This window comes from Streptomyces sp. NPDC019443 (genome assembly GCF_044389785.1).
In the GTDB taxonomy this organism is placed as follows: domain Bacteria; phylum Actinomycetota; class Actinomycetes; order Streptomycetales; family Streptomycetaceae; genus Streptomyces.
The window spans coordinates 56387-79381 of record NZ_JBIRYJ010000006.1 but is presented as its reverse complement, the minus strand read 5'-3'; the positions used below and the strand labels follow the sequence as shown (position 1 = coordinate 79381).

General features: G+C 70.7%; 18 protein-coding genes. 10 read left to right on the top strand and 8 right to left on the bottom strand.

Annotated elements, in window-relative coordinates:
* Positions 1–9: 9 nt before the first annotated feature.
* From ACH492_RS20520 to ACH492_RS20505, 4 genes are all read right to left on the bottom strand, one after another.
* Positions 10–1173, bottom strand: a complete 1164-nt coding sequence (locus tag ACH492_RS20520) for a serine hydrolase domain-containing protein (protein WP_398988518.1) — start codon at positions 1171–1173, stop codon at positions 10–12.
* Positions 1174–1268: 95 nt separating this feature from the next.
* A complete protein-coding gene (locus ACH492_RS20515; protein WP_398988516.1) occupies positions 1269–1742 on the bottom strand; it encodes an NUDIX hydrolase in 474 nt (157 codons plus the stop codon).
* A 21-nt stretch (positions 1743–1763) separates the two neighbouring features.
* The gene (locus ACH492_RS20510) at positions 1764–2678 is read right to left on the bottom strand and encodes a pyridoxamine 5'-phosphate oxidase family protein (protein WP_398988514.1); all 915 of its coding nucleotides are present in this window, start codon (positions 2676–2678) and stop codon (positions 1764–1766) included.
* A gap of 15 nt (positions 2679–2693) precedes the next feature.
* Positions 2694–3149 (bottom strand): VOC family protein, encoded by a 456-nt coding sequence (locus ACH492_RS20505; RefSeq protein ID WP_398988512.1) that lies wholly within the window; start codon positions 3147–3149, stop codon positions 2694–2696.
* Between the two features lie 118 nt (positions 3150–3267).
* On the opposite strand from ACH492_RS20505, the gene ACH492_RS20500 reads away from it, so the two are divergent.
* The 9 genes from ACH492_RS20500 (at position 3268) to ACH492_RS20460 (ending at position 15740) form a co-directional block, all read left to right on the top strand.
* Positions 3268–3813, top strand: coding sequence for a CGNR zinc finger domain-containing protein (locus tag ACH492_RS20500; protein ID WP_398988510.1), 546 nt, complete (start codon positions 3268–3270; stop codon positions 3811–3813).
* Between the two features lie 158 nt (positions 3814–3971).
* On the top strand, positions 3972–7301 hold the full coding sequence (locus ACH492_RS20495; protein WP_398988508.1) for a S8 family serine peptidase: 3330 nt from the start codon (positions 3972–3974) through the stop codon (positions 7299–7301).
* Positions 7302–7492: 191 nt separating this feature from the next.
* Positions 7493–8521 carry an aspartate-semialdehyde dehydrogenase gene (locus ACH492_RS20490; protein ID WP_398988506.1) on the top strand — a complete coding sequence of 343 codons (1029 nt, stop codon included), beginning with the start codon at positions 7493–7495 and terminating at the stop codon, positions 8519–8521.
* Positions 8522–8675: 154 nt separating this feature from the next.
* Positions 8676–11246, top strand: coding sequence for an aminopeptidase N (gene pepN / locus ACH492_RS20485; protein ID WP_398988504.1), 2571 nt, complete (start codon positions 8676–8678; stop codon positions 11244–11246).
* A gap of 171 nt (positions 11247–11417) precedes the next feature.
* Positions 11418–12863 (top strand): sensor histidine kinase, encoded by a 1446-nt coding sequence (locus ACH492_RS20480; protein ID WP_398988502.1) that lies wholly within the window; start codon positions 11418–11420, stop codon positions 12861–12863.
* A complete protein-coding gene (locus ACH492_RS20475; protein WP_398988500.1) occupies positions 12860–13267 on the top strand; it encodes a roadblock/LC7 domain-containing protein in 408 nt (135 codons plus the stop codon). Before ACH492_RS20480 ends, ACH492_RS20475 begins: the two co-directional genes overlap by 4 nt.
* The gene (locus ACH492_RS20470) at positions 13264–13623 is read left to right on the top strand and encodes a DUF742 domain-containing protein (RefSeq protein ID WP_398988498.1); all 360 of its coding nucleotides are present in this window, start codon (positions 13264–13266) and stop codon (positions 13621–13623) included. The genes ACH492_RS20475 and ACH492_RS20470 overlap by 4 nt, the downstream gene beginning before the upstream one ends.
* A complete protein-coding gene (locus ACH492_RS20465) occupies positions 13604–14233 on the top strand; it encodes a GTP-binding protein (protein WP_398988496.1) in 630 nt (209 codons plus the stop codon). The genes ACH492_RS20470 and ACH492_RS20465 overlap by 20 nt, the downstream gene beginning before the upstream one ends.
* Positions 14234–14591: 358 nt before the next feature.
* Positions 14592–15740 carry a selina-4(15),7(11)-diene synthase gene (locus tag ACH492_RS20460; protein ID WP_398988494.1) on the top strand — a complete coding sequence of 383 codons (1149 nt, stop codon included), beginning with the start codon at positions 14592–14594 and terminating at the stop codon, positions 15738–15740.
* 585 nt (positions 15741–16325) lie between these two features.
* Here the strand turns inward: ACH492_RS20460 and ACH492_RS20455 are convergent.
* From ACH492_RS20455 to ACH492_RS20445, 3 genes are read right to left on the bottom strand one after another with little or no spacing between them, the layout of a single operon-like run.
* The gene (locus ACH492_RS20455; RefSeq protein WP_398988492.1) at positions 16326–16562 is read right to left on the bottom strand and encodes a hypothetical protein; all 237 of its coding nucleotides are present in this window, start codon (positions 16560–16562) and stop codon (positions 16326–16328) included.
* 20 nt (positions 16563–16582) lie between these two features.
* Entirely contained in the window at positions 16583–18802 is a 2220-nt protein-coding gene (gene malQ / locus ACH492_RS20450; protein WP_398988490.1) for a 4-alpha-glucanotransferase, read from the bottom strand.
* Positions 18803–18997, bottom strand: coding sequence for a hypothetical protein (locus ACH492_RS20445; protein WP_307663483.1), 195 nt, complete (start codon positions 18995–18997; stop codon positions 18803–18805).
* 267 nt (positions 18998–19264) lie between these two features.
* Between ACH492_RS20445 and ACH492_RS20440 the strand changes: the two genes are divergently transcribed.
* Positions 19265–22309: a beta-N-acetylglucosaminidase domain-containing protein gene (locus ACH492_RS20440; protein ID WP_398988487.1), complete on the top strand. Its 3045-nt coding sequence runs from the start codon at positions 19265–19267 to the stop codon at positions 22307–22309.
* Positions 22310–22355: 46 nt separating this feature from the next.
* On the opposite strand, the gene ACH492_RS20435 is transcribed toward ACH492_RS20440, so the two are convergent.
* Positions 22356–22892, bottom strand: a complete 537-nt coding sequence (locus tag ACH492_RS20435) for an HNH endonuclease (RefSeq protein ID WP_356226193.1) — start codon at positions 22890–22892, stop codon at positions 22356–22358.
* Positions 22893–22995: the final 103 nt, after the last annotated feature.

Below are 22995 nucleotides of genomic sequence, written 5' to 3'. Positions count from 1 at the left end.
TCGGCCGCGTCAGCCGCAGAACTCCGCCTCCACGATCGCCCCACTGTCCCCCGACCAGTCGCCGTTGAAGTTCAGCGCGAGTGAGTGGCTCGCGTCCCGCGTGGTGAGCGCCTCTGACGAGGACCCGTGGATCCCGCCCCCGTGGCCCCAGACGTCCGTGCCGCAGCCCGTCTTGACCTGCATCAGGCCGAGGCCGTAGCGGATGTCCGGTTCCTTCGGGTGCACCGGGACGGTGCTGGTCATCTCCCGCAGCTGCTTCCGCGGTAGCAACTTCCCCTTCAGCAGGGCCCGGTAGAAGCGTTGCAGATCGGCGGAGTCGGAGATCATCTCGCCTGCCGACCAGGCGGCCGACGGGTTCAGTTCGGTCACATCGTGGATCTTCGCCTTCGGGTCCTCGGACAGTTTCGAGTAGGCCCGGCCGCTGGGGCGTGGCATCCGGGCGTCGGTCCCGGGCACGGAGGTGGCGCGCAGCGAGAGCGGGCGCAGGATCCGGCGCTCGATCTCGGATGCGTACGAACGTCCCGTCACCTTCTCCACGATCATCCCGGCAAGGATGTAGTTGGTGTTGGAGTAGTGCCAGCCCGTGCCGGGCGCGAAGTAGGGTTCGTGCTCCGTCGCGATCCCTACGAGCTGCCGCGGGCTCCAGGTGTCGTAGCGGTGCTGGAAGAAGCCGTCGCCGAAGACCTTCTCCAGGAAGCCCTGGTCGTCGGTGTAGTTGTAGATCCCGCTGGTGTGGTTGAGGAGCTGCCTCAGGGTGATCCGGCGTCCGTCGTGGCCGTGGCCGCGCACCAGGCCGGGGAGCCGGCGGTCCACGGTGTCGTCCAGGCTCAGTCTGCCTTCGGCCTCCAGCTGGAGCACGACCGTGGCGACGAAGGTCTTGGTGATGGACCCGACGCGGTAGCGGTCCTGCGGCAGTCGCTCGCGCCCGGTCCGCAGGTTCGCGACGCCGGCCGTGCCGTTCCAGGTGCCGTCGCGGTCGCGCGCCTGGGCGACGACTCCGGGCACTCCGTCGCGCACGGCGGCCTCGATCGCCTGCTGGGTGCTGCGGTGGCTGCCGTGACGGGGCTCACCCGTCCGGCTGTCCGCCGCGGCGGGGGTCACGAGGGCGGCGGTCGCCACGGCCGCCATCGCCACCGCTCCCGTCAACGCCGTCCGGACCATACGCACTGACATGCCAGTCTCCTGTCTCCGACTGCTCTACGACTGAGGTCGGCTGACAGGACTCGGGGGGAGCGTGCGGCGTTGCCCGGGGCAGGAGGGTTGAGCGGCTATCGGCCATTTCCGGCGATCCGGCCCACCGGGGGCCTGGAGCGCCACAACTCCAGCCCGATGTCGACCAGTTCGACCCGCTCCAGGCCGGTCACCGCGGCCAGCGGGTGCCAGGCGGCCAGGTCCGTGGACCCGTTCGTCTCATGGCGCAGCTCGCCTCCGGTGATCCGGCCCTCGTACACGATGCGCAGCCCCTGGAAATCGGCGAACGCACCGAGTTTGCGCGGATACCGGCGGCGGATGGAGTCGAGGCCGAGCAACGCGGTCATCTCGGCCGTGTAGCCGGTCTCCTCCTCGACCTCGCGGACGACCGTGTCGAGAGGGTCCTCCCCGTGGTCCATTCCGCCGCCGGGCAGCGTCCACTTCTTGACGCCGTCGCGGGCCACCCAGCGGGCGAGCAGGATCTCTTCCTCCCGTACGCACACGGCGTAGGCCGCAACCCTCAACTCACTGTTCCGCAACTGCCTGTTCATGCGGTGAGGGTAGACGCACGTTCAAGCGCCCTGCTCGAGGGGCGGGTTGGCGGGCGAGTACTCGGGCGCGGACCAGCGAAGCGGGCTTGCCCCCTCGGTCTCGACGAGCTGCTCGACGGTGAACCGGACGGTACGGCCGCTGTCGGAGTAGTCGGTGCGCGCGGTACCGGTGAGCTGGAGCGTGGTGCCGCTGCTCCAGTCGAGGAAGAGCAGTCCGGCGCGCGGGTCGGTCTCGAGGTTGCCCAGCGTCAGGAACATCGCATTGCCCGGATAGTCCTGCCAGCTGAGCGTGGTGGGCGAGGTGACCTGTACGAAGCCGGGGTTGCCGCCGCGATGGCTGGCGTCGACGCCCTCCGGCGTGCCGGTGGCGATGAAGAAGGTGTCGGCGGCGCGGACGAACTCCTCCTGGTCGGGGGTGAGTCGCCCGCCGCGCCGCACGCCACCGGTGCTGTCACCGCCACCATCGGGTGCGTACAGCTCCCGCTTCTGCAGATACTTCGGGCAGTTCGCGAAGACCCGCTCGGCCTCGATCGCGAGCCCGCGGGCGGACGGGCGGACCGTACCGCCCATCCGCATCCGGCGGCGGGTGCGCGGGTCGAGTGCGATCGTGCCGACGGGCAGCGGGCCCGCGGCGAGGGCGTCGGCGAGCGGGTCGCTCTGGTGCACGCCGCCGGCGACCGAGACGGAGTGCGCCCCCGTGGCCCGGACGAAACCGGGCGCGCCGGTGAGCAGCGAGGCCCATGTCCGGCCCGCCGCGTCCGCCGCGCCGAGCACCAGCATGGGCTGGAGCCCGAGGAAGGCGGCGGCAACCGGCTTGATGCCCTGGCCGATGGAGCGGCCGACGTGCGCGGCCTGGTCGCGTACCCCGACGCGGCTCTGCACGGCGAGTGAGCCGCGGTGGTACGGCTCCGGGTCCTGCTTCAGGTCCGGGTCCACAGGGGATCAGCCCTCTCAGAAGAAACCGCAGGTGGGCGCCTCGGCGGTCGGCGCGGGAGCGCCCTCGGCGCCGGAGGGGGCGTAGATCTCCAGCCGGGTGCCGTCGGGGTCGTGGAAGAAGATCCCGCCGGAGGCCGCACCCTCGCCGTGGGCGACCACGCCCTCGTAGGCGAAGTCGACGCCGAGGGTCTTCAGACGCGCCTCGGCGGCGCGGACCTGCTCGATGGATTCGGTCTCGAAGGCGAGGTGGTGCAGCCCGGCGAGACCAGGGGCATACGCCCCGTCCGCCTGCTGCCAGAGCGTGAGGATGAGCTGCCCGTCCCGGCCGAGGAAGGCGAAGCGGCGGCCCTCCTCCTTGCCCTGACCGAGGACGTCGAAGCCGAGGGCGTCTCCGTAGAAGGGGAGTGACCGGTCGAGGTCAGTGACATTGAGGCCGATATGGCCGGTACGCAGAGTGCTGGTCGCCGTCATGGCACACCTCTCGGAAGGTCGATACCCACTAACCACTTAATTTGAGCTTAGAGGTTAGAATCAAGGTATGCAACCGGTCACGTAACCTTCAGGGGTTAGCTATGAGAGGAGCCCAGGGATGCCCGCCCTGTCCGACCCGCGGCCGCTCACCGGCGAGCCGGTCTCCCTCGACCTGCTCAACACCCGCTGGATGCAGGACGGCGTACGCCAGGATCTGCTGACCGGCGTCGACGGGCTGCACATCTGGCTGACGGCCAACGGCCTCGCCGACCGGTTCACCGCCGACGCGGCCACCCTGGAGCGGACACTGACCGCCCGCGAGGCGCTCGCCGTCCTCGTCGACGGCCCCGGCGACCCCACCGCGGCCGCCCGCGTCGACGCTGTGCTCGGGCATGGGCGCATCCGCGCCACTCTCACCACCGAAGGCCCCGGCGAAGAGGCCGAGTTCGCGGACCCGGCCTGGGGCCCGGGCTGGATCGCCGCCCGCGGGCATCTCGATCTGCTGCGCACCGCGCCCGACCGCATCCGCGCCTGCGCGCACGAGGCGTGCATCCTGCACTTCTTCGACACATCGCGGAACGGCACCCGCCGCTGGTGCTCCATGGCACTGTGCGGCAACCGCGCAAAGGCGTCCCGGCACTACGCCCGCAGCCGCGAAGCCTGAATTTCCCCTTTGCCCCTCATGGCACATCGCCCGCGATGGCGGATGTCCGCCATGACCACATCCCGCCTCCGGCAACTCTCCACAAACCCCTGTCACTTACGAAAGGCTGAGCGGTCATCCGGCACCGAATTCCGGACCCTCTCTTTCACAAAACAGGGATGCTGATGACCCCCGAATCCCAGAGCCCCATATCAGGGCGCTCCGTACCAGGTCACAGACGCGTGGCCCGTATTGCGGCCGCCGCATCGATGGTGGCCGCGCTGGTCGCCGCGGGCGCCGTACCGGCCTTCTCCGACGCGCCCGCCGACGACCCCGGCACCACCGCCGGCGTCAAGGCCGCCAAGTCCTCGTCCGACAAGCTCGGTTCTGCCGACGCCGAACTTCTCGCCGAGGCCGAGGCCACGGGCGCGAAGAGCGTCACCGTCATGGTGGCCACGGCCCCCGGTGCGACCGAGCAGGTCGCGGGCCAGCTCGACGCCGTCGAGGGAGCCGTGGTCGGCAAGACGTACGACCAGCTCGGCTATGTACGGGCCACCCTCCCCACCGGCCGGGCGGAGGCCGCGCTCAAGGCGGCCGCCAAGCTCTCCAGCGTCCACGGCATCGACCTCAAGCACGAGATCAAGCTGGACGACCCCACCCCGGCGGGCGACACGGCCAAGGGCGCGGGCACGGCCGGCGCGCAGGCCGCGCAGTACCCGGCGCCCGGGAAGAACACCCCGGCGAAGAACCCGTACAACCCGTCCTTCGAGACCGGCGCGGTGGACTTCGTCAAGGAGCACCCCAAGGCCGACGGCCGCGGTGTGACCATCGGCATCCTCGACTCGGGCGTCGACGTCGGCCACCCGGCGCTGCAGAAGACCACCACCGGCGAGCGCAAGATCGTCGACTGGGTCACCGCGACCGACCCGGTGGCGGACGGCGACGGCACCTGGCGCCGGATGTCGCTCGACGTGAGCGGCCCGACGTTCACCGTCAACGGCCGTACGTACTCCGCCCCGGCGGGCGCGTACAAGTTCAACCTCTTCGCCGAGGCCGCCACCAAGGGCGGCGACATGGCCGGTGACCTCAACCGGGACGGCGACACCACCGACGTCTGGGGCGTGCTTTACGACGCGGGCACCAGGACCGCCCGCGTCGACCTCAACAACGACGCGGACTTCTCCAACGACACCGTGATGAAGCCGTACAAGAACGGCTTCCAGATCGGCTACTTCGGCACCGACAACCCAGCCACCGAGGTCGTCGAGCGCATCCCGTTCGTCATCGAGGTCCGCAAGGACGTCGTCTACAACGCCGCGGGCGCCAAGGCCGACTACGTCAACATCGGCGTCATCGAGGGCTCGCACGGCACGCACGTCGCCGGCATCACCGCCGCCAACAGCCTCTTCGGCGGCAGGATGAACGGAGCGGCGCCCGGCGCCAAGCTGGTCTCCTCGCGCGCCTGCACCTGGAGCGGCGGCTGCACCAACATCGCGCTCACCGAGGGCATGGCCGACCTGGTCATCAACCGCGGCGTGGACATCGTCAACATGTCCATCGGCGGTCTGCCCCCGCTGAACGACGGCAACAACGCCCGCGCCGAGCTCTACACCCGGCTCATCGACACCTACGGAGTCCAGCTGGTCATCTCGGCCGGCAACGAGGGCCCCGGTACCAACACCCTCGGTGACCCGGCCGTAGCCGACAAGGTCATCTCGGTCGGCGCCTCCATCTCCAAGGAGACCTGGGCCGCCAACTACGGCTCCGAGGTGCGGAAGAAGTACAACCTTCTGCCGTTCTCCTCCCGCGGCCCGCGCGAGGACGGCGGCTTCACGCCGACCATCACCGCGCCCGGCGCGTCGATCAACACCACCCAGACCTGGGCCCCCGGCGGCCCGGTCAAGGAGGCGGGCTACCAGCTCCCGGCCGGCTACTCCATGCTGCAGGGCACCTCGATGTCCTCGCCGCAGGCCGCGGGCGCGAGCGCGCTGCTCCTGTCGGCCGCCAAGCAGCGGAACATCGAGCTGACCCCGGCGAAGCTGCGCACGGCGCTGACCAGCACCGCGCACCGTATCGCCGGAGTGCAGGCGCATGAGCAGGGCTCCGGCCTGATCGACATCGTGGACGCCTGGGACGCCATCGAGGACGGCGCCACCGCCCACGAGTACAGCGTCAAGGCACCGGTCGACACCGCGATCGACTTCGCGCTGAAGACCCCGGGCTTCGGCACCGGTCTGTACGACCGCGAGGGCGGTCTCAAGGCCGGCCAGAAGAAGACGTACGACGTCACCATCACGCGTACGACCGGCCCGGACCGTCCCGTACGGCACGAGCTGGACTGGAAGTACAACGACGGCACCTTCGACCTGCCGGGCTCCGGCGCGGTCTCGCTGCCGCTGAACAAGCCGGTCACCGTCAAGGTCGAGGCGAAGCCCGGCTCGGCCGGGGTGCACAGCGCGATCCTGGAGGCGGACGACGAGCGCACCGAGGGTGTGGACAAGCAGATCCTCGCCACCGTGGTCGTCTCCAAGGAGCTGGCAAAGCCCTCGTACACCTTCTCGGCGTCCGGCTCGGTGGACCGCAACAGCCACAAGTCGTACTTCGTCACGGTGCCGGAGGGCGCGAAGAACCTCGAGGTCGCGCTCGGCGGACTCGCCAAGGACAGCCAGACGCGGTTCATCGGCATCCACCCGTACGGCGTCCCGGTCGACGACAGCTCGACGATCTTCTGCTACCCGAACTACAACAATCCGGCGAACACCTGCCGCCCGGACTTGCGCTCGTATGCCGAGCCGACCCCGGGCGTCTGGGAGATCGAGGTCGAGTCGCGGCGTACGTCTCCGCTGCTCGAGAACCCGTACAAGCTGGACGTCAGCCTGCTGGGCGCCTCCTTCGACCCGGCCGTCAAGACGCTCCCCGAGGCGAAGGTCGGCACGCCGGCCCCCGTCGAGTGGAAGGTCACCAACGGCTTCGCCGCGATCGACGGCAAGCTCGCCGGCGGTTCGCTGGGCTCGGCAAAGGTCACCCGCCCGTCGATCAAGCACGGTGAGTCGCAGGAGTCGACGGTCACCATCGGTGAGGGCGTCGAGCGTCTCGACGTCGCCATCGGCGGGGTCTCCGACAACGGCGCGGACCTGGACCTGTCGGTCTACCTGAACAACGTGCTGGTCGGCCAGGCGGCGGACGGCGACTCCGAGGAGGCGGTGAGCCTGCTCAAGCCGGCCGCCGGCACCTACACCATCGTGGTCGACGGTTACTCCGTCCCGGCCGGGACCACCGAGTACAACTACCGCGATGTGTTCTTCGCGGCGTCGCTCGGCTCGGTCAAGGTCGACTCCGCGCAGCCTGTCAAGCTCGCCAACGGGGCGTCGGCGCAGGTCAGCGCCGAGGTTCTGGTCGGTGGCGCGGCTCCCGAGGGACGGCAGTTCTTCGGCGAGGTGCAGTTGCTGAACGGTCGCGGCACGGTTGCGGGCGCCGGCAGCGTAGTGATCGAGAAGGTCACGCCGTAGCACTCCCGTAGCGGATTGATCTGTACGACGGCGGGGCGGGCGCTCTTCGGAGCACCCGCCCCGCCGGCATGTCCTGTGTCACACGTCCCGGCCATCGGACAATGGATTGGACAAGTCGGCCGGGGACATACGCATGATGGAGCAGCACCCAGGCCAGCAGATCAGTACGAATCAGTACGAAGGAGTCGTCCGTGAGGGTCGGAATCGTCGGAGCCACCGGTCAGGTCGGCGGAGTCATGCGCAAGATCCTCACCGAGCGGAAGTTCCCGGTCGACGAGCTGCGACTGTTCGCCTCGGCCCGGTCCGCGGGCTCCACCCTGCACTGGGACGGCCAGGAGATCACCATCGAGGACGCCTCCACCGCCGACTACACCGGCCTGGACATCGTGCTCTTCTCGGCCGGCGGCGCGACCTCCAAGGCGCTCGCCGAGAAGGTCGCCGCACAGGGCGCCGTCGTGATCGACAACTCCTCGGCCTGGCGCCGCGACCCCGAGGTGCCGCTGGTCGTCTCCGAGGTCAACCCGCACGCGATCAAGGACCGCCCCAAGGGCATCATCGCCAACCCGAACTGCACCACGATGGCCGCGATGCCGGTCCTGCGGCCCCTGCACGCCGAGGCGGGTCTCACCGCGCTGGTCGCCACCACCTACCAGGCCGTGTCCGGCTCCGGGCTGGCCGGTGTGGCCGAGCTGGACGGGCAGGTCAAGGAGGTCGCCGGCCGCGCGAGCGAGCTGACGCACGACGGCGAGGCCGTCGAATTCCCCGAGCCCGGCGTCTACAAGCGCCCCATCGCCTTCAATGTCGTGCCGCTGGCGGGCAATCTCGTCGACGACGGCTCCTTCGAGACCGACGAGGAGCAGAAGCTCCGCAACGAGTCCCGCAAGATCCTGGAGATTCCGGAGCTCAAGGTCTCCGGCACCTGTGTCCGCGTCCCGGTCTTCTCCGGCCACTCGCTGCAGGTCAATGCCCGCTTCGAGCGACCCATCAGCGTCGAGCGCGCCTATGAGCTGCTGAAGGACGCCCAGGGCGTCGAGCTCTCCGAGATCCCGACGCCGCTGCAGGCGGCCGGCAAGGACGCCTCGTACGTCGGCCGTATCCGCGTGGACGAGACCGTCGAGAACGGGCTCGCGCTTTTCCTGTCCAACGACAACCTCCGCAAGGGCGCGGCGCTGAACGCCGTGCAGATCGCGGAGCTCGTCGCCGAGGAGCTCAAGGGCTGACGGCTGCGGACACCGGCGAGGGCGGGGCACCCCTGGGTGCCCCGCCCTCGTGCTGCTTCCGCCCCTTCCATCAGGGCAGGCAAATAGGGCAGGCGACGGACCCGCGCCCCATGGAAGGATGGCCGCAAACGTCACGAACCGAGGAGATGACAGCGTGCCTGGCACGAATCTGACCCGCGAAGAGGCGCAGCAGCGGGCGAGCCTGCTGAATGTCGACTCGTACGAGATCGACCTCGACCTGAGCGGGGCACAAGAGGGCGGGACCTACCGGTCCGTGACCACCGTGCGCTTCGACTCCGCAGAGGACGGCGCGGAGAGCTTCATCGACCTGGTCGCCCCGGCCGTGCACCAAGTCGTGCTGAACGGCAAGGCACTGGACGTCGCCGCCGTCTTCAGGGACTCGCGGATCGCGCTGCCGCATCTGCTCGCGGGCCTGAACGAGCTGAAGGTCGTCGCGGACTGCGCGTACACCAACACCGGTGAGGGGTTGCACCGTTTTGTCGACCCGGTGGACCAGCAGGCCTACCTCTACACGCAGTTCGAGGTGCCCGACGCGCGCCGTGTCTTCGCCTCGTTCGAACAGCCGGACCTGAAGGCGACCTTCCAGTTCACCGTGAAGGCCCCCGAGGGCTGGACGGTCATCTCGAACTCCCCCACCCCGGAGCCCAAGGACAACGTCTGGCACTTCGAGCCGACGCCGCGGATCTCCACGTACATCACCGCGCTGATCGTCGGTCCGTACCACAGCGTGCACAGCTCGTACGAGAAGGACGGGCAGAGCGTCCCGCTCGGCGTCTACTGCCGGCCCTCCCTCGCCGAGTTCCTGGACTCGGACGCGATCTTCGAGGTCACCCGGCAGGGCTTCGAGTGGTTCCAGGAGAAGTTCGACTACGACTACCCCTTCGCCAAGTACGACCAGCTCTTCGTGCCGGAGTTCAACGCGGGCGCGATGGAGAACGCGGGCGCGGTGACCATCCGCGACCAGTACGTCTTCCGCTCGAAGGTGACGGACGCGGCGTACGAGACGCGCGCCGAGACGATCCTGCACGAGCTTGCGCACATGTGGTTCGGCGACCTGGTCACCATGGAGTGGTGGAACGACCTGTGGCTGAACGAGTCGTTCGCCACCTACACCTCGATCGCCTGCCAGGCGTACCACCCGGACTCGAAATGGCCGCACTCCTGGACCACTTTCGCGAACCAGATGAAGACGTGGGCCTACCGGCAGGACCAGCTGCCGTCCACCCACCCGATCATGGCCGACATCCGTGACCTGGACGACGTCCTGGTCAACTTCGACGGCATCACCTACGCCAAGGGCGCGTCGGTGCTGAAGCAGCTCGTCGCGTATGTCGGACAGGACGAGTTCTTCCGCGGTGTGCAGGCGTACTTCAAGGCACACGCCTTCGGCAACACCCGGCTGTCCGATCTGCTGGGCGCGCTGGAGGAGACCTCCGGCCGTGATCTGAAGACCTGGTCGAAGGCGTGGCTGGAGACGGCCGGCATCAACATCCTGCGCCCGGAGATCGAGGTCTCCGAGGACGGGTACGTCACCTCGTTCTCCGTACGCCAGGAGGCCCCCGCCCTGCCCGCCGGCGCGAAAGGCGAGCCGACGCTGCGCCCGCACCGGATCGCGATCGGCTGCTACGACCTCGACGAGAACGGCAAGCTGGTCCGTACGAGCCGGATCGAGCTGGACGTGGACGGCGAGCACACCGATGTGCCGTTCCCGCAGAACACCCGCCGCCCCGCGGTGATCCTGCTCAACGACGACGACCTGTCCTACGCGAAGGTCCGCCTCGACGAGGAGTCGCTGCGGGTCGTCACCGAGCACCTCGGCGACTTCACCGAGTCGCTGCCGCGTGCTCTGTGCTGGGCCTCCGCCTGGGACATGACCCGCGACGGCGAGCTGGCGACGCGGGACTATCTGTCCCTGGTCCTCTCCGGCATCGGCAAGGAGTCGGACATCGGCGTAGTGCAGTCGCTGCAGCGCCAGGTGAAGCTGGCGATCGACCTGTACGCGGCGCCGGAGTGGCGCGAGACGGGGCTGACGCAGTGGACGGACGCGACGCTGGCGCATCTGCGCGCGGCGGAGCCGGGCAGCGACCACCAGCTGGCGTGGGCGCGGGCGTTCGCCGCGACCGCGCGGACGCCGCAGCAGCTGGACCTGCTGCAGGCGCTGCTCGACGGCACGGAGTCGATCGAGGGTCTGGCCGTGGACACCGAGCTGCGGTGGACGTTCGTGGAGCGTCTTGCGGCGGTCGGCCAGCTCGACGAGGACGAGATCGCGGCAGAGTACGAGCGGGACAAGACGGCGGCGGGCGAGCGCCACGCGGCGACGGCGCGCGCGGCCCGGCCGACGGCGGAGGCCAAGGAGGAGGCCTGGGCATCGGTCGTCGAGTCCGACAAGCTGCCGAACGCGATGCAGGAGGCGGTCATCGCCGGCTTCGTCCAGACCGACCAGCGCGAGCTGCTCGCCCCGTACACCGGTAAGTTCTTCGCCGCGGTCAAGGACGTGTGGGAGTCCCGCAGCCATGAGATCGCGCAGCAGATCGCGGTCGGGCTCTACCCCTCGCTCCAGGTCTCGCAGGCCACGCTGGACGCGACGGACGCGTGGCTGGCATCGGCCGAACCGAACGCGGCGCTGCGGCGGCTGATCTCGGAGTCGCGCTCGGGCGTCGAGCGTGCACTGAAGGCGCAGGCGGCTGACGCGGCGGCTGCGTAACTCCCTCGCGCGAGGGCGCCCCGGGCCACGGCGGCCCGGGGCGCCCTCGCGCGTTCAAGGCGAAAACAACGCGCCAATTTTGATGACCCGCCGTCAAACCCCTTCGCACTACCCCGATATGCTCCCGACCGTCGTCATGTGATCTTCCCGTTCGATGGTTTGAGGGTGCTGATGGTTCGACAGGAAACGTCGACCGGAAGTCCGCGGCCTGCGGCCTCCTCCGTGTGGCTGCTGCCCGTCGCCGTAACAGCCGTGGCCACTGCGGCGGCTGCCGCACTGGTCTCCGAGTCGGCCCGCACCCCCGTGCTCTGGATCGGTGCCGTAGCGGTCGTCATGGTGGCGGCCGCCTGCGCCGAAGCGGCGCGCCGGGGCCGGCTGGTCAAGGAGCTGCGGGACAGACTCGCGGAGCGGGATGCGGCGGTGGCGCGGCAGCAGGCCGAGACCAGGCACCTCGCCGACGAACTGCTGCCGCAGGTGGTGGAGCGGCTGCGCAAGGGCGAGTTCCCGGAGGACGTACTCGACTCGCTCGACGCCCCGGCCGAGCACGAGGCGGTGCTGCGTTCGGTGCTCAACGCCGTCGTCGCCGAGGAGGACCTGCGCGAATCCGCACAGCGCGCCTTCGTCAACATCGCCCGCCGGGTTCAAGCCATCGTCCACCAACAGGCCCAGGAACTGCGTGAGATGGAAGACCGGCACGGCCGGTCCCCCGACGTCTTCGGCGATCTGCTCCGGATCGACCACGGCACCGCGCTTATCGGCCGGCTCGCCGACTCGATCGCCGTGCTCGGCGGTGCGCGGCCCGGCCGCCAGTGGAGCAAGGCCGTACCGCTCTACAGCGTGTTGCGCGGCGCCATGTCGCGGATCATCGACTACCAGCGGGTGGAGCTGCACTCGGTCACCGAGGTCGCCGTCTTCGGAACCGCCGTCGAGCCGCTCATCCATGCGCTCGCCGAGCTGCTCGACAACGCCACCCGCTACTCGCCGCCGCAGACCAAGGTCCATCTGACCGCCGTCGACGTGCAGTCGGGCATCGCCGTCGAGATCGAGGACGGCGGCGTCAGCATGAGCGAGGAGGCCCGCAAGCGGGCCGAGCGCATGCTCCGCCAGGCCCAGCAGGGCATCGATGTCAACGACCTGGGCGAGACGCCGCGCCTCGGCCTCGCCGTGGTCGGCCGGCTGTCGCAGGCGTACGGCTTCCAGGTCTCGCTGCGCTCCTCCGCGTACGGCGGTGTGCGCGCCGTCCTGGTCGTCCCGCAGGCACTGATCACCACGGCCGCTTCGGCGACCGGTCTCGCGCACGGCATCGGCGCCTCCTCAGGTCCCCGCCCGACCCTGCCTCAGGCCCCCGCCGAGCGGCCGCCCAGGCCGGCCACCGGCCCCATGACGGCGGACGACGAGCTCCCTGTCGTGGCCGAGCGGACCTTGAACGGTCTGCCGCAGCGGCGTCGCAAGACGCCCGTCGCGGCACCGGCCGCACTGGCCGCAGCTGCCGCGCCGGAGCCGGAGTCCGGGCGGGATTCCCCACCCGCGGTGCAGCCCGGCATGTGGCTGGCCGCCTTCCAGAGCGGCGTGACCGGCGAGACCCCCGAGACGAACAGAGAGACCAACCAGCCATGACTCAGCAGCAGACCAACATGGACTGGATGCTCAAGGACCTCGCGGAGGGCGTGCCGCAGACCAGGCATGTGGTCGTGCTCTCCGCCGACGGTCTGCGCATGGCCCAGTACGGAACCGACACCGACACCGCCGACCGGCTGGCGGCCGCCTGTGCCGGGCTGCAGTCCCTGGCCGGCGCGGTCGCCTCCGAACTCCCGCACGGCGACGGCCGGATGCGGCTGGTCGTGATCGAGATGGACGGCGGTTTCTTCTATCTGATGGCGGCGGGCTCCGGGGCCTTCCTCGCGGTTCTCGCCGACGAGGGAGTCGACGCCGGGCTGATGGGCCAGCGGATGCGGGACCTCGTTCTGCGGATCGGTGAGCACCTCAGCACCCCGCCGCGTCAGGATGGACAGCCGAGGTGAGCGACGCGGGCGGCGGGGACTGGGAGGACAGTCCCGAGCGGCTCTACGTCATCACGGGCGGCCGCAGCGGCTCGTCCGTCCCGGCCACGCTGGACCTGGTCACCCTGATCGTCGCCAGGTCCGGGCCGAAGCCCGGAATGCAGCCGGAGCACGCGGCGATCATCGAGCTCTGCGAAGCGCCGCTGTCCGTCGCCGAGGTCTCCGCGTACACCGGTCTCCCGTTCAGCGTCGTCACCGTCCTGATCGGCGATCTGCTCGCCGAGAACCGGATCGTCGCCCGCGCGCCCGTCCCACCCGCCCGACTTCCCGACCGCGCTTTGATTGAGGCAGTGATCGATGGACTTCAAAGGCTCTGAGCAGCCGGCGCGCACAGCCGGGCCGCGGAGCGAGGATGCGCTGCCGGCGACCGCCACCGCCGCCGTCAAGGTGGTCATCGTGGGTGGCTTCGGGGTCGGCAAGACGACCCTGGTCGGCTCGGTCAGCGAGATACGGCCACTGACCACCGAGGAGACGATGACCCAGGCCGGGGTCGGCGTCGACGACACGGCGGGCATCGGCGGCAAGACGTCGACGACGGTCGCGATGGACTTCGGCCGCATCAGTGTCAACGAGGAGCTGGTGCTCTATCTGTTCGGCACGCCCGGGCAGGAGCGCTTCTGGTTCCTGTGGCGCGGTCTGTTCGAGGGCGCGCTGGGTGCGGTGGTACTGGTCGACACCCGCCGCCTTGAAGTCAGCTTCGACGTCATCGGCCGTCTCGAGGAGCGCGGGGTGCCGTTCGTGGTGGCCGTGAACTCCTTCCCGGACGCGCCCGGCCATCCGGTGGAGGAGCTGCGGGCCGCCCTGGATCTGCCAGAGGCGGTGCCGATCGTGATGTGCGACGCCCGGCAGCGCGCGTCCAGCCGGGACGTACTGATGACACTGATGCGCTATCTGCAGAGACTTGCCACGACGCAGGAAGCGTCGTGAGCACGCCCGGGAGGGGCGAGGGCCGGGTGGCGTAAAGGCGCCCTGGACTGCCCCTCGACTGTGCGTCGGCACGTCGGCGATACCCGGGCCGAAGCGGACACGGTTCCGGTTACTGCTCCGGTTACTGCTCCGGCGGCGCCTGCGGTTTCGCCGTGGTGTCCGGCCCGTACGTCCTGGCGGGGGCCGCCTGTTCCGGTCACGGCGATGAACAGTGCCGCGATGCCGCATACCTTAGGGATTGTCCTATTGGATCAACCGTTCGGAGTCATTACTATGCGCCATAGTTGATGACTATGGGGTGCAAGTGGCGTCTGTGAAAGCAGAGTTCGCGTCGCCCCCCAACGAGAGGGAGGCCGCAGTGGGGCCCGAGCTGATAGTTCCACCGATCTTCTCTCCCATTCCGCCGGCGATCCATCCACGCCATGCGGACATAGATGTGCAGACCGCGGCCTGGGCCGAAACGTTTCGCATCGGGTCCGACGAGCTGCGCGGCAGACTCGTGATGCAGGACATCGGCACGTTCTCCGCCCGGATACTGCCGGAAGGTAGTGAGGAGGTCGTCTCTCTCCTCGCGGACTTCGTCCTGTGGCTCTTCGGCGTGGACGACGGACACTGCGAAGAGGGGGAACTCGGCCACCGGCCGGGCGACTTGGCCGGCCTGCTCCACCGTCTGCTGCGCGTCGCCCAGAACCCGGAAGTCCCAATACTGCTCGACGACCCGCTGGCCGCGGGACTGCGGGACCTGCGGCTCAGGGTCGGCCGCCACGGCACCGCGGGGCAGGCGGCCCGCTGGGTGGACGCGTTGCGGGAGTACTTCTTCTCCGTGGTGTGGGAGGCGGCCCACCGCAGGGCGGACACCGTGCCCGACCTCAACGACTACACCCTGATGCGCCTCTACGACGGCGCGACGTCCGTCGTACTTCCGCTGCTGGAGATGGGACACGGCTACGAGCTCCAGCCCCACGAGCGTGACCACACCGCCGTGCGCGCCGCGGCCGAGATGGCGTCCTTCATCATCACGTGGGACAACGACATCTTCTCGCACCACAAGGAACGCAACGGGTCGGGCTACTACCTCAACGCCCTGCGGGTGCTGGAGCAGCAGCACGGCCTCACCCCCGCCCAGGCGCTGGACACGGCGATCTCCCAGCGGGACCGGGTGATGACTCTCTTCATGCGCCTGAGCGCGCACCTGCAGCCGGAGGCCAGCCCGCAGCTGCGGCGGTATCTGCACAGCCTTGCCTGCTTCATACGCGGCGCCCAGGACTGGGGCATCAGCTCCGTGCGGTACACGACGCCGGACGATCCGGCCGACTTCCCCTCGGTGTTCCGCGATACGCCCACCGACGACAGCCGCGAGCCGCTGGACATCCCCGCCGTGTCCTGGTGGTGGGACCTGGTGCCCGACCATGTGCCCGACCATGTGCCCGACCATGTGCCCGGCCTCGTGGCCGACGAGACCGCATCACGCTCACTGCGCCGGCCGGTACAAGAGACCGCGGCCTAGAACAATGTCTTCCTCGGTGTCAGTGTCAGGTGCGGCTGCTTTGCAGTCGGTTCCCCGCGCGCCCGGAGCGGTACCGCTTCTCGGGCAGGCCCTGAAGCTGTGGCGCGACCCGCTCGGCTTTCTCAAGTCACTGCGGGACAGCGGCGATCTGGTCCGGGTAGACCTCGGAACGATGCCCATGTACGTCGTCACCTCGGCTGATCCAGCCGATGTTCCACCCTCAGCGCATCTCGAGGCCATACCCGGGCCACGCCCTGCCCAGCGCCGCCCACTCGGCAACCCACCCGCAGCGCGAAGCGGGCGCATCGCCCGGTGCAACGCGAAGGTGCTCCCCAAGGAGACACGGCGCCGCGAAGCGGGCGCGCCGAGGGTGTGGGGCGAGCCCCCACACCCTCCTCCCCCGGGGGTCTGGGGGCTCGTCCCCAGTGCGGGAAGGGGCGGGTAGGGGAAACACCAGGACTGCCATCGGCCCCCTTGCCTCTGGCGGAGGCATGGCAAGGGCGCCTTGGGTGCGTACACACCCAAGGCGCCCTTGGAAAGCCGGTGGAGCTAGGAGCTAGTGGAGCTGGTGAAGCTCGGAGCCGGTCAGCTCTGCTTCCTGGACTTGTCGAGAACCATCACCAGGCCCGCGATCACCAGGAAGAGGACCAGCGGCGCCGCGACATAGAGGCCCAGCGTCTCGATCACGCTCAGACCCGGGCCCGGGTCCGAGCCGTCGTCGGCGCCGGGGGCAGCGGCGAGCGCGGGCGACGACAGGAGCAGCATCATCAGCGTCGTACCGGCCGCGACGGCGCCGGCGCGCAAAGCGTTCTTCTTGTCCACGGTGCCAACGTAGCGAACGGCTATCCCGGCCGCGCGTCCGGGGGTGCCGTACGGGGCCCGAAGACCCCCATCAGCTCGTGCAGGCGGGGCGAGGCGGCCAGCTCCTCCAGGGTGACCGGGTGGCCTTCGGCGTCCGCGACCGGCAGGCGCCAGTTCGGGTACTGGTCCCAGGTGCCCGGGAGGTTCTGCGGTCGGCGGTCGCCCACCGCGTCCGGCAGCCAGACGCCGACCATGCGGGCGGGCGTACGCAGCAGAAAGCGGTAGGCCGCGCGGATCTGGCCCTCCTCGTCGCCCCTGCCCTCGGGCAGCAGGCCCAGGCCGGTGAGCAGGCCGATCCACTCGGCGACGTCCGCCGCGTCCTGCGTACGCTCCTGCTCCAGGGGGCGGGTGAGCAGACCGAGGCGGTGCCGCAGCGCCACATGCTCGCCGGTCAGGCGGGCCGCGGTGGACGGGAGATCGTGCGTGGTCGCGGTGGCCACGCAGCCCTCGCGCCAGCGCTCGGGCGGCAGCGGGCGGCCCGTGCCTGCCCAGTCGCGCTCGAACCAGAGCACGGAGGTGCCCAGCACGCCCCTGTGGGTCAGTGCCTCACGCACACCCGGTTCGACCGTGCCGAGGTCCTCTCCTATGACGGCCGTGCCCGCGCGGTGCGCCTCCAGAACGAGGACCGCGAGCATCGCCTCCGCGTCGTACCGCACATACGTGCCGTCGGTGGGCGGGCTGCCCTCCGGGACCCACCAGAGGCGGAACAGGCCCATGACATGGTCGATGCGCAGCGCGCCCGCGTTCCGGAGGAGGCCGCGCAGCAGTCCGCGGTACGGGGCGTAACCGGACGCGGCCAGCACATCGGGCCGCCACGGGGGCAGGCCCCAGTCCTGACCGCGTGCGTTGAAGGCGTCCGGGGGCGCGCCGACCGACATCCCGGCGGCGAATGCCTTCCGCTGCGCCCAGGCGTCCGCGCCGCCGGGATGCACGCCGACGGCCAGGTCATGGACGATGCCGACGCCCATGCCCGCCTCGCGCGCCGCCTGCCCGGCGGCGGCCAGCTGCTGGTCGGTGAGCCAGGCGAGCCGCCCGTGGAAGTCGACCCGGTCCATCAGCTCACGCCGGGCCCGCGCGGTCTCGGGCGAGCGCGGGTCCTGCAGCGCGGCGGGCCAGGAGTGCCACTCGGGCCCGTGCACCTCGGCGAGGGCGCACCAGGTGGCGTGATCCTCCAGGGCCTGGCCCTGCTCGGCCAGGAAGTCGCAGTACGCGGCGCGGCGGCCGGGCCCGAGCGGGATACCGTGCACGATCTCCAGGGCCGCGCGCTTCAGCGCCCACACGGCGTCCCGGTCGATCAACGCGCCCTTCTCCAGCACGGATTCACGCAGCCGCGCAGCCTCGTCACGGAGTTCGTCCAGCCGCTGCCGGTCGCGGGCGCAGACGTACGCGTACTCGGGGATGTCCTCGATCCGCAGATGGACGGGATCGGGGAACCGCCGTGAGGACGGCCGGTACGGCGAGGGATCGGTGGGCGTCCCGGGCACAGCCGCGTGCAACGGGTTGACCTGCACAAACCCGGCTCCGAGCGCCCGCCCCGACCAGGTGGCGAGCTCAGCCAGATCACCAAGGTCGCCCATGCCCCAGGACCGGGCGGAGAGCAGGGAGTAGAGCTGCACGAGAAAGCCGTACGAACGCCGGTCGGGCTGCGGCACGCGGGCGGGCGCGACGATGAGGGTGGAGTGTGCGACGCGCTCGTCGGGGGCGTGGGCGTGGGCATACAACTGGTGCACACCGAGGGGCAGTTGCGACCAGACGCGGGGCTCATTGGCGGGAGGCGCATCGGCCGGAGGCGTCGCGCCGACCGGAGGCGCATCGGCCGGAGTCGTCGCATCAGCCGTGGTGTTCGGCTCCGCCCCGCCCTGCTGGACAGCGTCGGCCGCACCCGGGCTGGTCCACTCGACCGCCACGCCCCCTTCCGTCTCGACCCGCACATTCGTACCCGCGGGGAGCGCCGTCAGGACAGGTGGGAGCGCCTGGGCGCCCTCGCGCCAAAGCACCACCGTCGGCGGCAGCAGGCGGGCCGACGCCGCGGACTCGGCGTGGTTCAAGGCGTCGCGTAACGCCGCGGGCGTCGATGCGTCGACGCCCAACGCGGCGAGGACCGCGACGACCGTGGCGTCGGCGACCGGGACCGTGACGCCCTCCGAAGGCGCGTAGGCGGTGGCGACTCCGTGCAGCGCAGCGAGCCGGGCAAGGCCCATTCAGACTCCTGGGGACTCCGTGCCGCCGGCCATGCCGGGCGCGGTCGGCTCACTGGTGAGGGGAGCGGTGTCGGCGAGGGGCGGCTCGCTGGTCAGCGGGGCGGCGTCGGCGAGCGGGGGTTCGCTGGTCAGCGGGCCGGGGCCCGGGACCTGTTTGGACAGGGCGGAGAGCAGCAGATGTGCGGATGCGGCCATGGGGGTCACTCCAAGCTGACGGTAGTGGGACACAGACGCCCTACCCAGCGGGCGCAACGGCAGACGTACACGATCAGTCAACGTGTTCCGCATCACATTCCGTTCCCCGCATTCCCTTCCTCGCCGAGCAGTTGAGTCTCATTGCGGCAAACCACCCATCGCATCAGGCAAAAGGTGCACAACGGCCATGCGCATTGACACCCTCAGTGTGGTGGTGGTGGGCTCGAAACCGACCGGCACGGCAGGGGAGAACGAGGGGAGACGGGCGTGCGGCTCGCGCGCAGGAGGCGCACCGCGACAGCCGTCGCGGTCGCTGTCATCGGCAGCCTGCTCGGCGGCGCGCACGGCGCGGTCGCGGCCCCCGAGGACCCCGTCTCCCCACCCAGCACCGCCAAGGACCCCGAGGGCGAGGCCGCGCTGCCTTCCGTGTGGCCGCGCCCGCAGTCGATGCGGGCGGCGGGCTCCGCCGTGCCGCTCGGCGACGAGGTGACCGTCGTCGCGGACCGCGCCGCCGACCCGTACACCGTGGAGCGGCTCAAGGAACTGCTGCGCCAGTCCGGCGTACGGACCGTGCACACCGAACTGCCCGGCCGCGGCCCCGTCCTGCGCATCGGCGGCACCGGCGCGCAGAACGCGCTGCGCGCCCTGCGCGCGCCCGAACGCGCCGACCTGCCCTCCGGCGGCTACCGGATCGCGGTCGGCCAGGTCGAGGGCCGTGACACGGTCGCGCTCGACGGCGTCGGCGAGGACGGGCTGTTCCACGGCGTCCAGACGCTGCGCCAACTGATCACCGACCGGAACGCCGTCGCCCGGACCGGCCGGAAGACCGTCGCCAAGGTTGTCGCCGGAGTTCTCGTACGCGACTGGCCGGGCACGGCCGTCCGCGGCCTGACGGAGGGTTTCTACGGACAGCCCTGGAGCCATCAACAGCGGCTGTCACAGCTGGACTTCATGGGCCGTACCAAGCAGAACCGCTACCTCTACGCGCCCGGCGACGACCCCTTCCGGCAGGCCCGCTGGCGCGACCCGTACCCCGCCGCGCAGCGCGCCGAGTTCCGCGAACTCGCCGAGCGCGCCCGGCAGAACCACGTCACGCTCTCCTGGGCCGTCGCGCCCGCCCAGGAGATGTGCCTGGCCAAGAACGGCGACGTCAAGGCGCTGACGCGCAAGATCGACGCGATGTGGGCGCTGGGGGTGCGCGCCTTCCAGTTGCAGTTCCAGGACGTCAGCTACAGCGAGTGGCACTGCGACAAGGACGCGGACGCCTTCGGCTCGGGCCCGGAGGCCGCGGCCAGGGCACATGCGCGGGTCGCGGGCGCGGTGGCCCGGCACCTGGCGGACCGGTATCCCGGGGCCGAGCCCCTGTCGCTGATGCCGACGGAGTTCTACCAGGACGGCGCCACCGACTACCGGCAGGCGCTCGCGAGCGAGCTGGACAGCCGGGTCCAGGTGGCGTGGACGGGCGTGGGCGTGGTGCCACGCACGATCACCGGGCGCGAACTGGTGGTTGCGCGGGACGTGTTCAAGCACCCGCTGATCACCATGGACAACTACCCGGTCAACGACTACGCACAGGACCGGATGTTCCTCGGCCCCTACACGGGCCGCGAGCCTGCCGTGGCGAGCGGTTCGGCCGCCCTGCTCGCCAACGCGATGGAGCAGGCGTCCGCCTCCCGCATCCCGCTGTTCACGGCCGCCGACTATGCCTGGAACCCGAGGAGCTACCGCCCCCAGGAGTCCTGGCAGGCCGCGATAAACGACCTCGCGGGCGGCGACGCGTCGACCCGTGAGGCGCTGCGCGCGCTGGCCGGGAACCACGCCTCCTCGATCCTCAGCCCCGCCGAGTCCGGCTATCTGCAGCCGCTGCTGAAGGACTTCTGGTGGTCGCGTACGACGACGGACGTGGCGGCCAGGGACCGGGCCGCGGCCTCGCTGCGCGCCGCGTTCACCGTGATGCGCGAGGCACCGCAGCGGCTGAAGCGGCCCGCCGACGGCCGTCTGGGCGACGAAGTACGGCCGTGGCTCGAGCAGCTGGCGCGGTACGGCCGGGCCGGCGAGCTGTCCGTCGACATGCTGCAGGCGCAGGCCCGCGGCGACGGCGAGACGGGCTGGCGGGCCTCGCTGGACCTGGAACCGCTGCGCAAGAGGCTCGGGGCGAGCCGGGCGACGGTCGGCAAGGGCGTGCTGAACCCGTTCCTGGACCGGGCGGCGAAGGAGTCGGCGGCCTGGACGGGCGCGGACCGCGTCAAGGACACGGCGGGCGACGACACGGTGTGGCTGGACCGGGCGAGGCCGGTGGCGGCCGTGACGGTGATGTCGGAGCCGACGCGCGGGGCGGCGGTCTCCGGGGCCGCGAGCGGGGCCCCGGGCAGGGGCGCGAGCGGGACCCCCGGCGGAGGCTCGGGCTCCGGCGGTGGCTCGGGCTCCGCCGGCCGCCTTGAGGCGCATGTCCCGGGCGAGGGCTGGCGCACGCTCGGCCCCCTCTCGGCGAGCGGCTGGACCCACGCCGACGCCAAGGGCCTGCGGATGGACGCGGTGCGGGTCGCGTCGGACGGGGACGAGCCCGTCGCCGTACGGTCCGTCGTGCCCTGGTTCGCCGACGAGCCGCCGGCCGGCCTGGATCTCGTACAGGGCGAGACGGACGCCGAGATCGGCGGCGGTCCGCAGCGGGCGGGCATCCGGCTGACCCCGCGCCGCCCCGCCGACGTGCGCGGCGCGCTCACCGCGAAGGCTCCGGCGGGCATCAAGGTGTCGGTGCCGAAGGAGACGACGGTGCCGCGTGGACTGCGTACGACCGTGCCGGTCGAGGTCACCGTCCCGGCAGGCACGCCGGCCGGGGAGTACCGGGTGCCGCTGTCCTTCGGGGGCCAGGAGCGCACGCTCACGGTGCGTGCCTATCCGCGCACCGCGGGTCCCGACCTCGCGCGCGCCGCGGCCTCCGTCGCCTCCTCGTCCGGCGACGAGACGGCCGACTTCCCGGCGGCCTCGGCGATCGACGACGACCCGAAGACCCGCTGGTCCTCGCCCGCCGAGGACGGCGCCTGGTGGCAGCTGGAGCTGCAGCGGCCCGCCCGGGTCGGCCAGGTGGTGCTGCACTGGCAGGACGCGTACGCGACGAAGTACCGCGTCCAGGCGTCGGCGGACGGCCGCACCTGGCGTACGGCCGCGACGGTGACCGACGGCAGGGGCGGGCGCGAGGCGGTCCGCATGGACAGCCGCGACACCCGCTTCATCCGCGTCCAGGGCGATGCGCGCGCAACGCAGTACGGCTACTCACTCTGGTCGGTGGAGGCATACGCCGTCGCAGAGTGAGCGAGCCGTTACAGTCCGGACAAGGGGGACGACGAAGGCCCGGATCTTAGGCAGAAATGCCGTCGATCCGGGCCATCGCGTCGTCCGCGCCGTACGGCTGCAGGTATGGCAGCCAGCGCGGGTCCCTATGCCCGGTCCCGATGATGCGCCACGCGAGCCCGCTCGGCGGGGCGGGCTGATGGCGCAGCCGCCACCCCAGCTCCCGCAGATGCCGGTCCGCCTTGACGTGATTGCAGCGGCGGCATGCCGCCACCACGTTGTCCCAGACGTGCTGTCCGCCGCGACTGCGCGGAATGACATGGTCGACGCTGGTTGCGACGCCACCGCAGTACATACAGCGCCCGCCGTCGCGGGCGAAGAGTGCTTTGCGGGTGAGAGGAACAGGCCCCCGGTAGGGGACCCGCACGAACCGTTTCAGACGTACGACGCTGGGGGCGGCGATGACACGGGTCGCGCTGTGCATGAAGGCGCCGGATTCCTCGAGGCAGAGAGCCTTGTTCTCCAGGACGAGGATGAGCGCGCGGCGGAGCGGTACGACGCCGAGGGGCTCGTACGACGCATTGAGGACCAGGACGTGCGGCACGGTGGATGCCTCCTTGTACGCCGGCGGCGCGTGGCTCGCGCCGGGACGATCTGCTCTCAGTCTCTCCTCATGCCAGGTCCGAGCGCCACCACGTGCGGGTAAC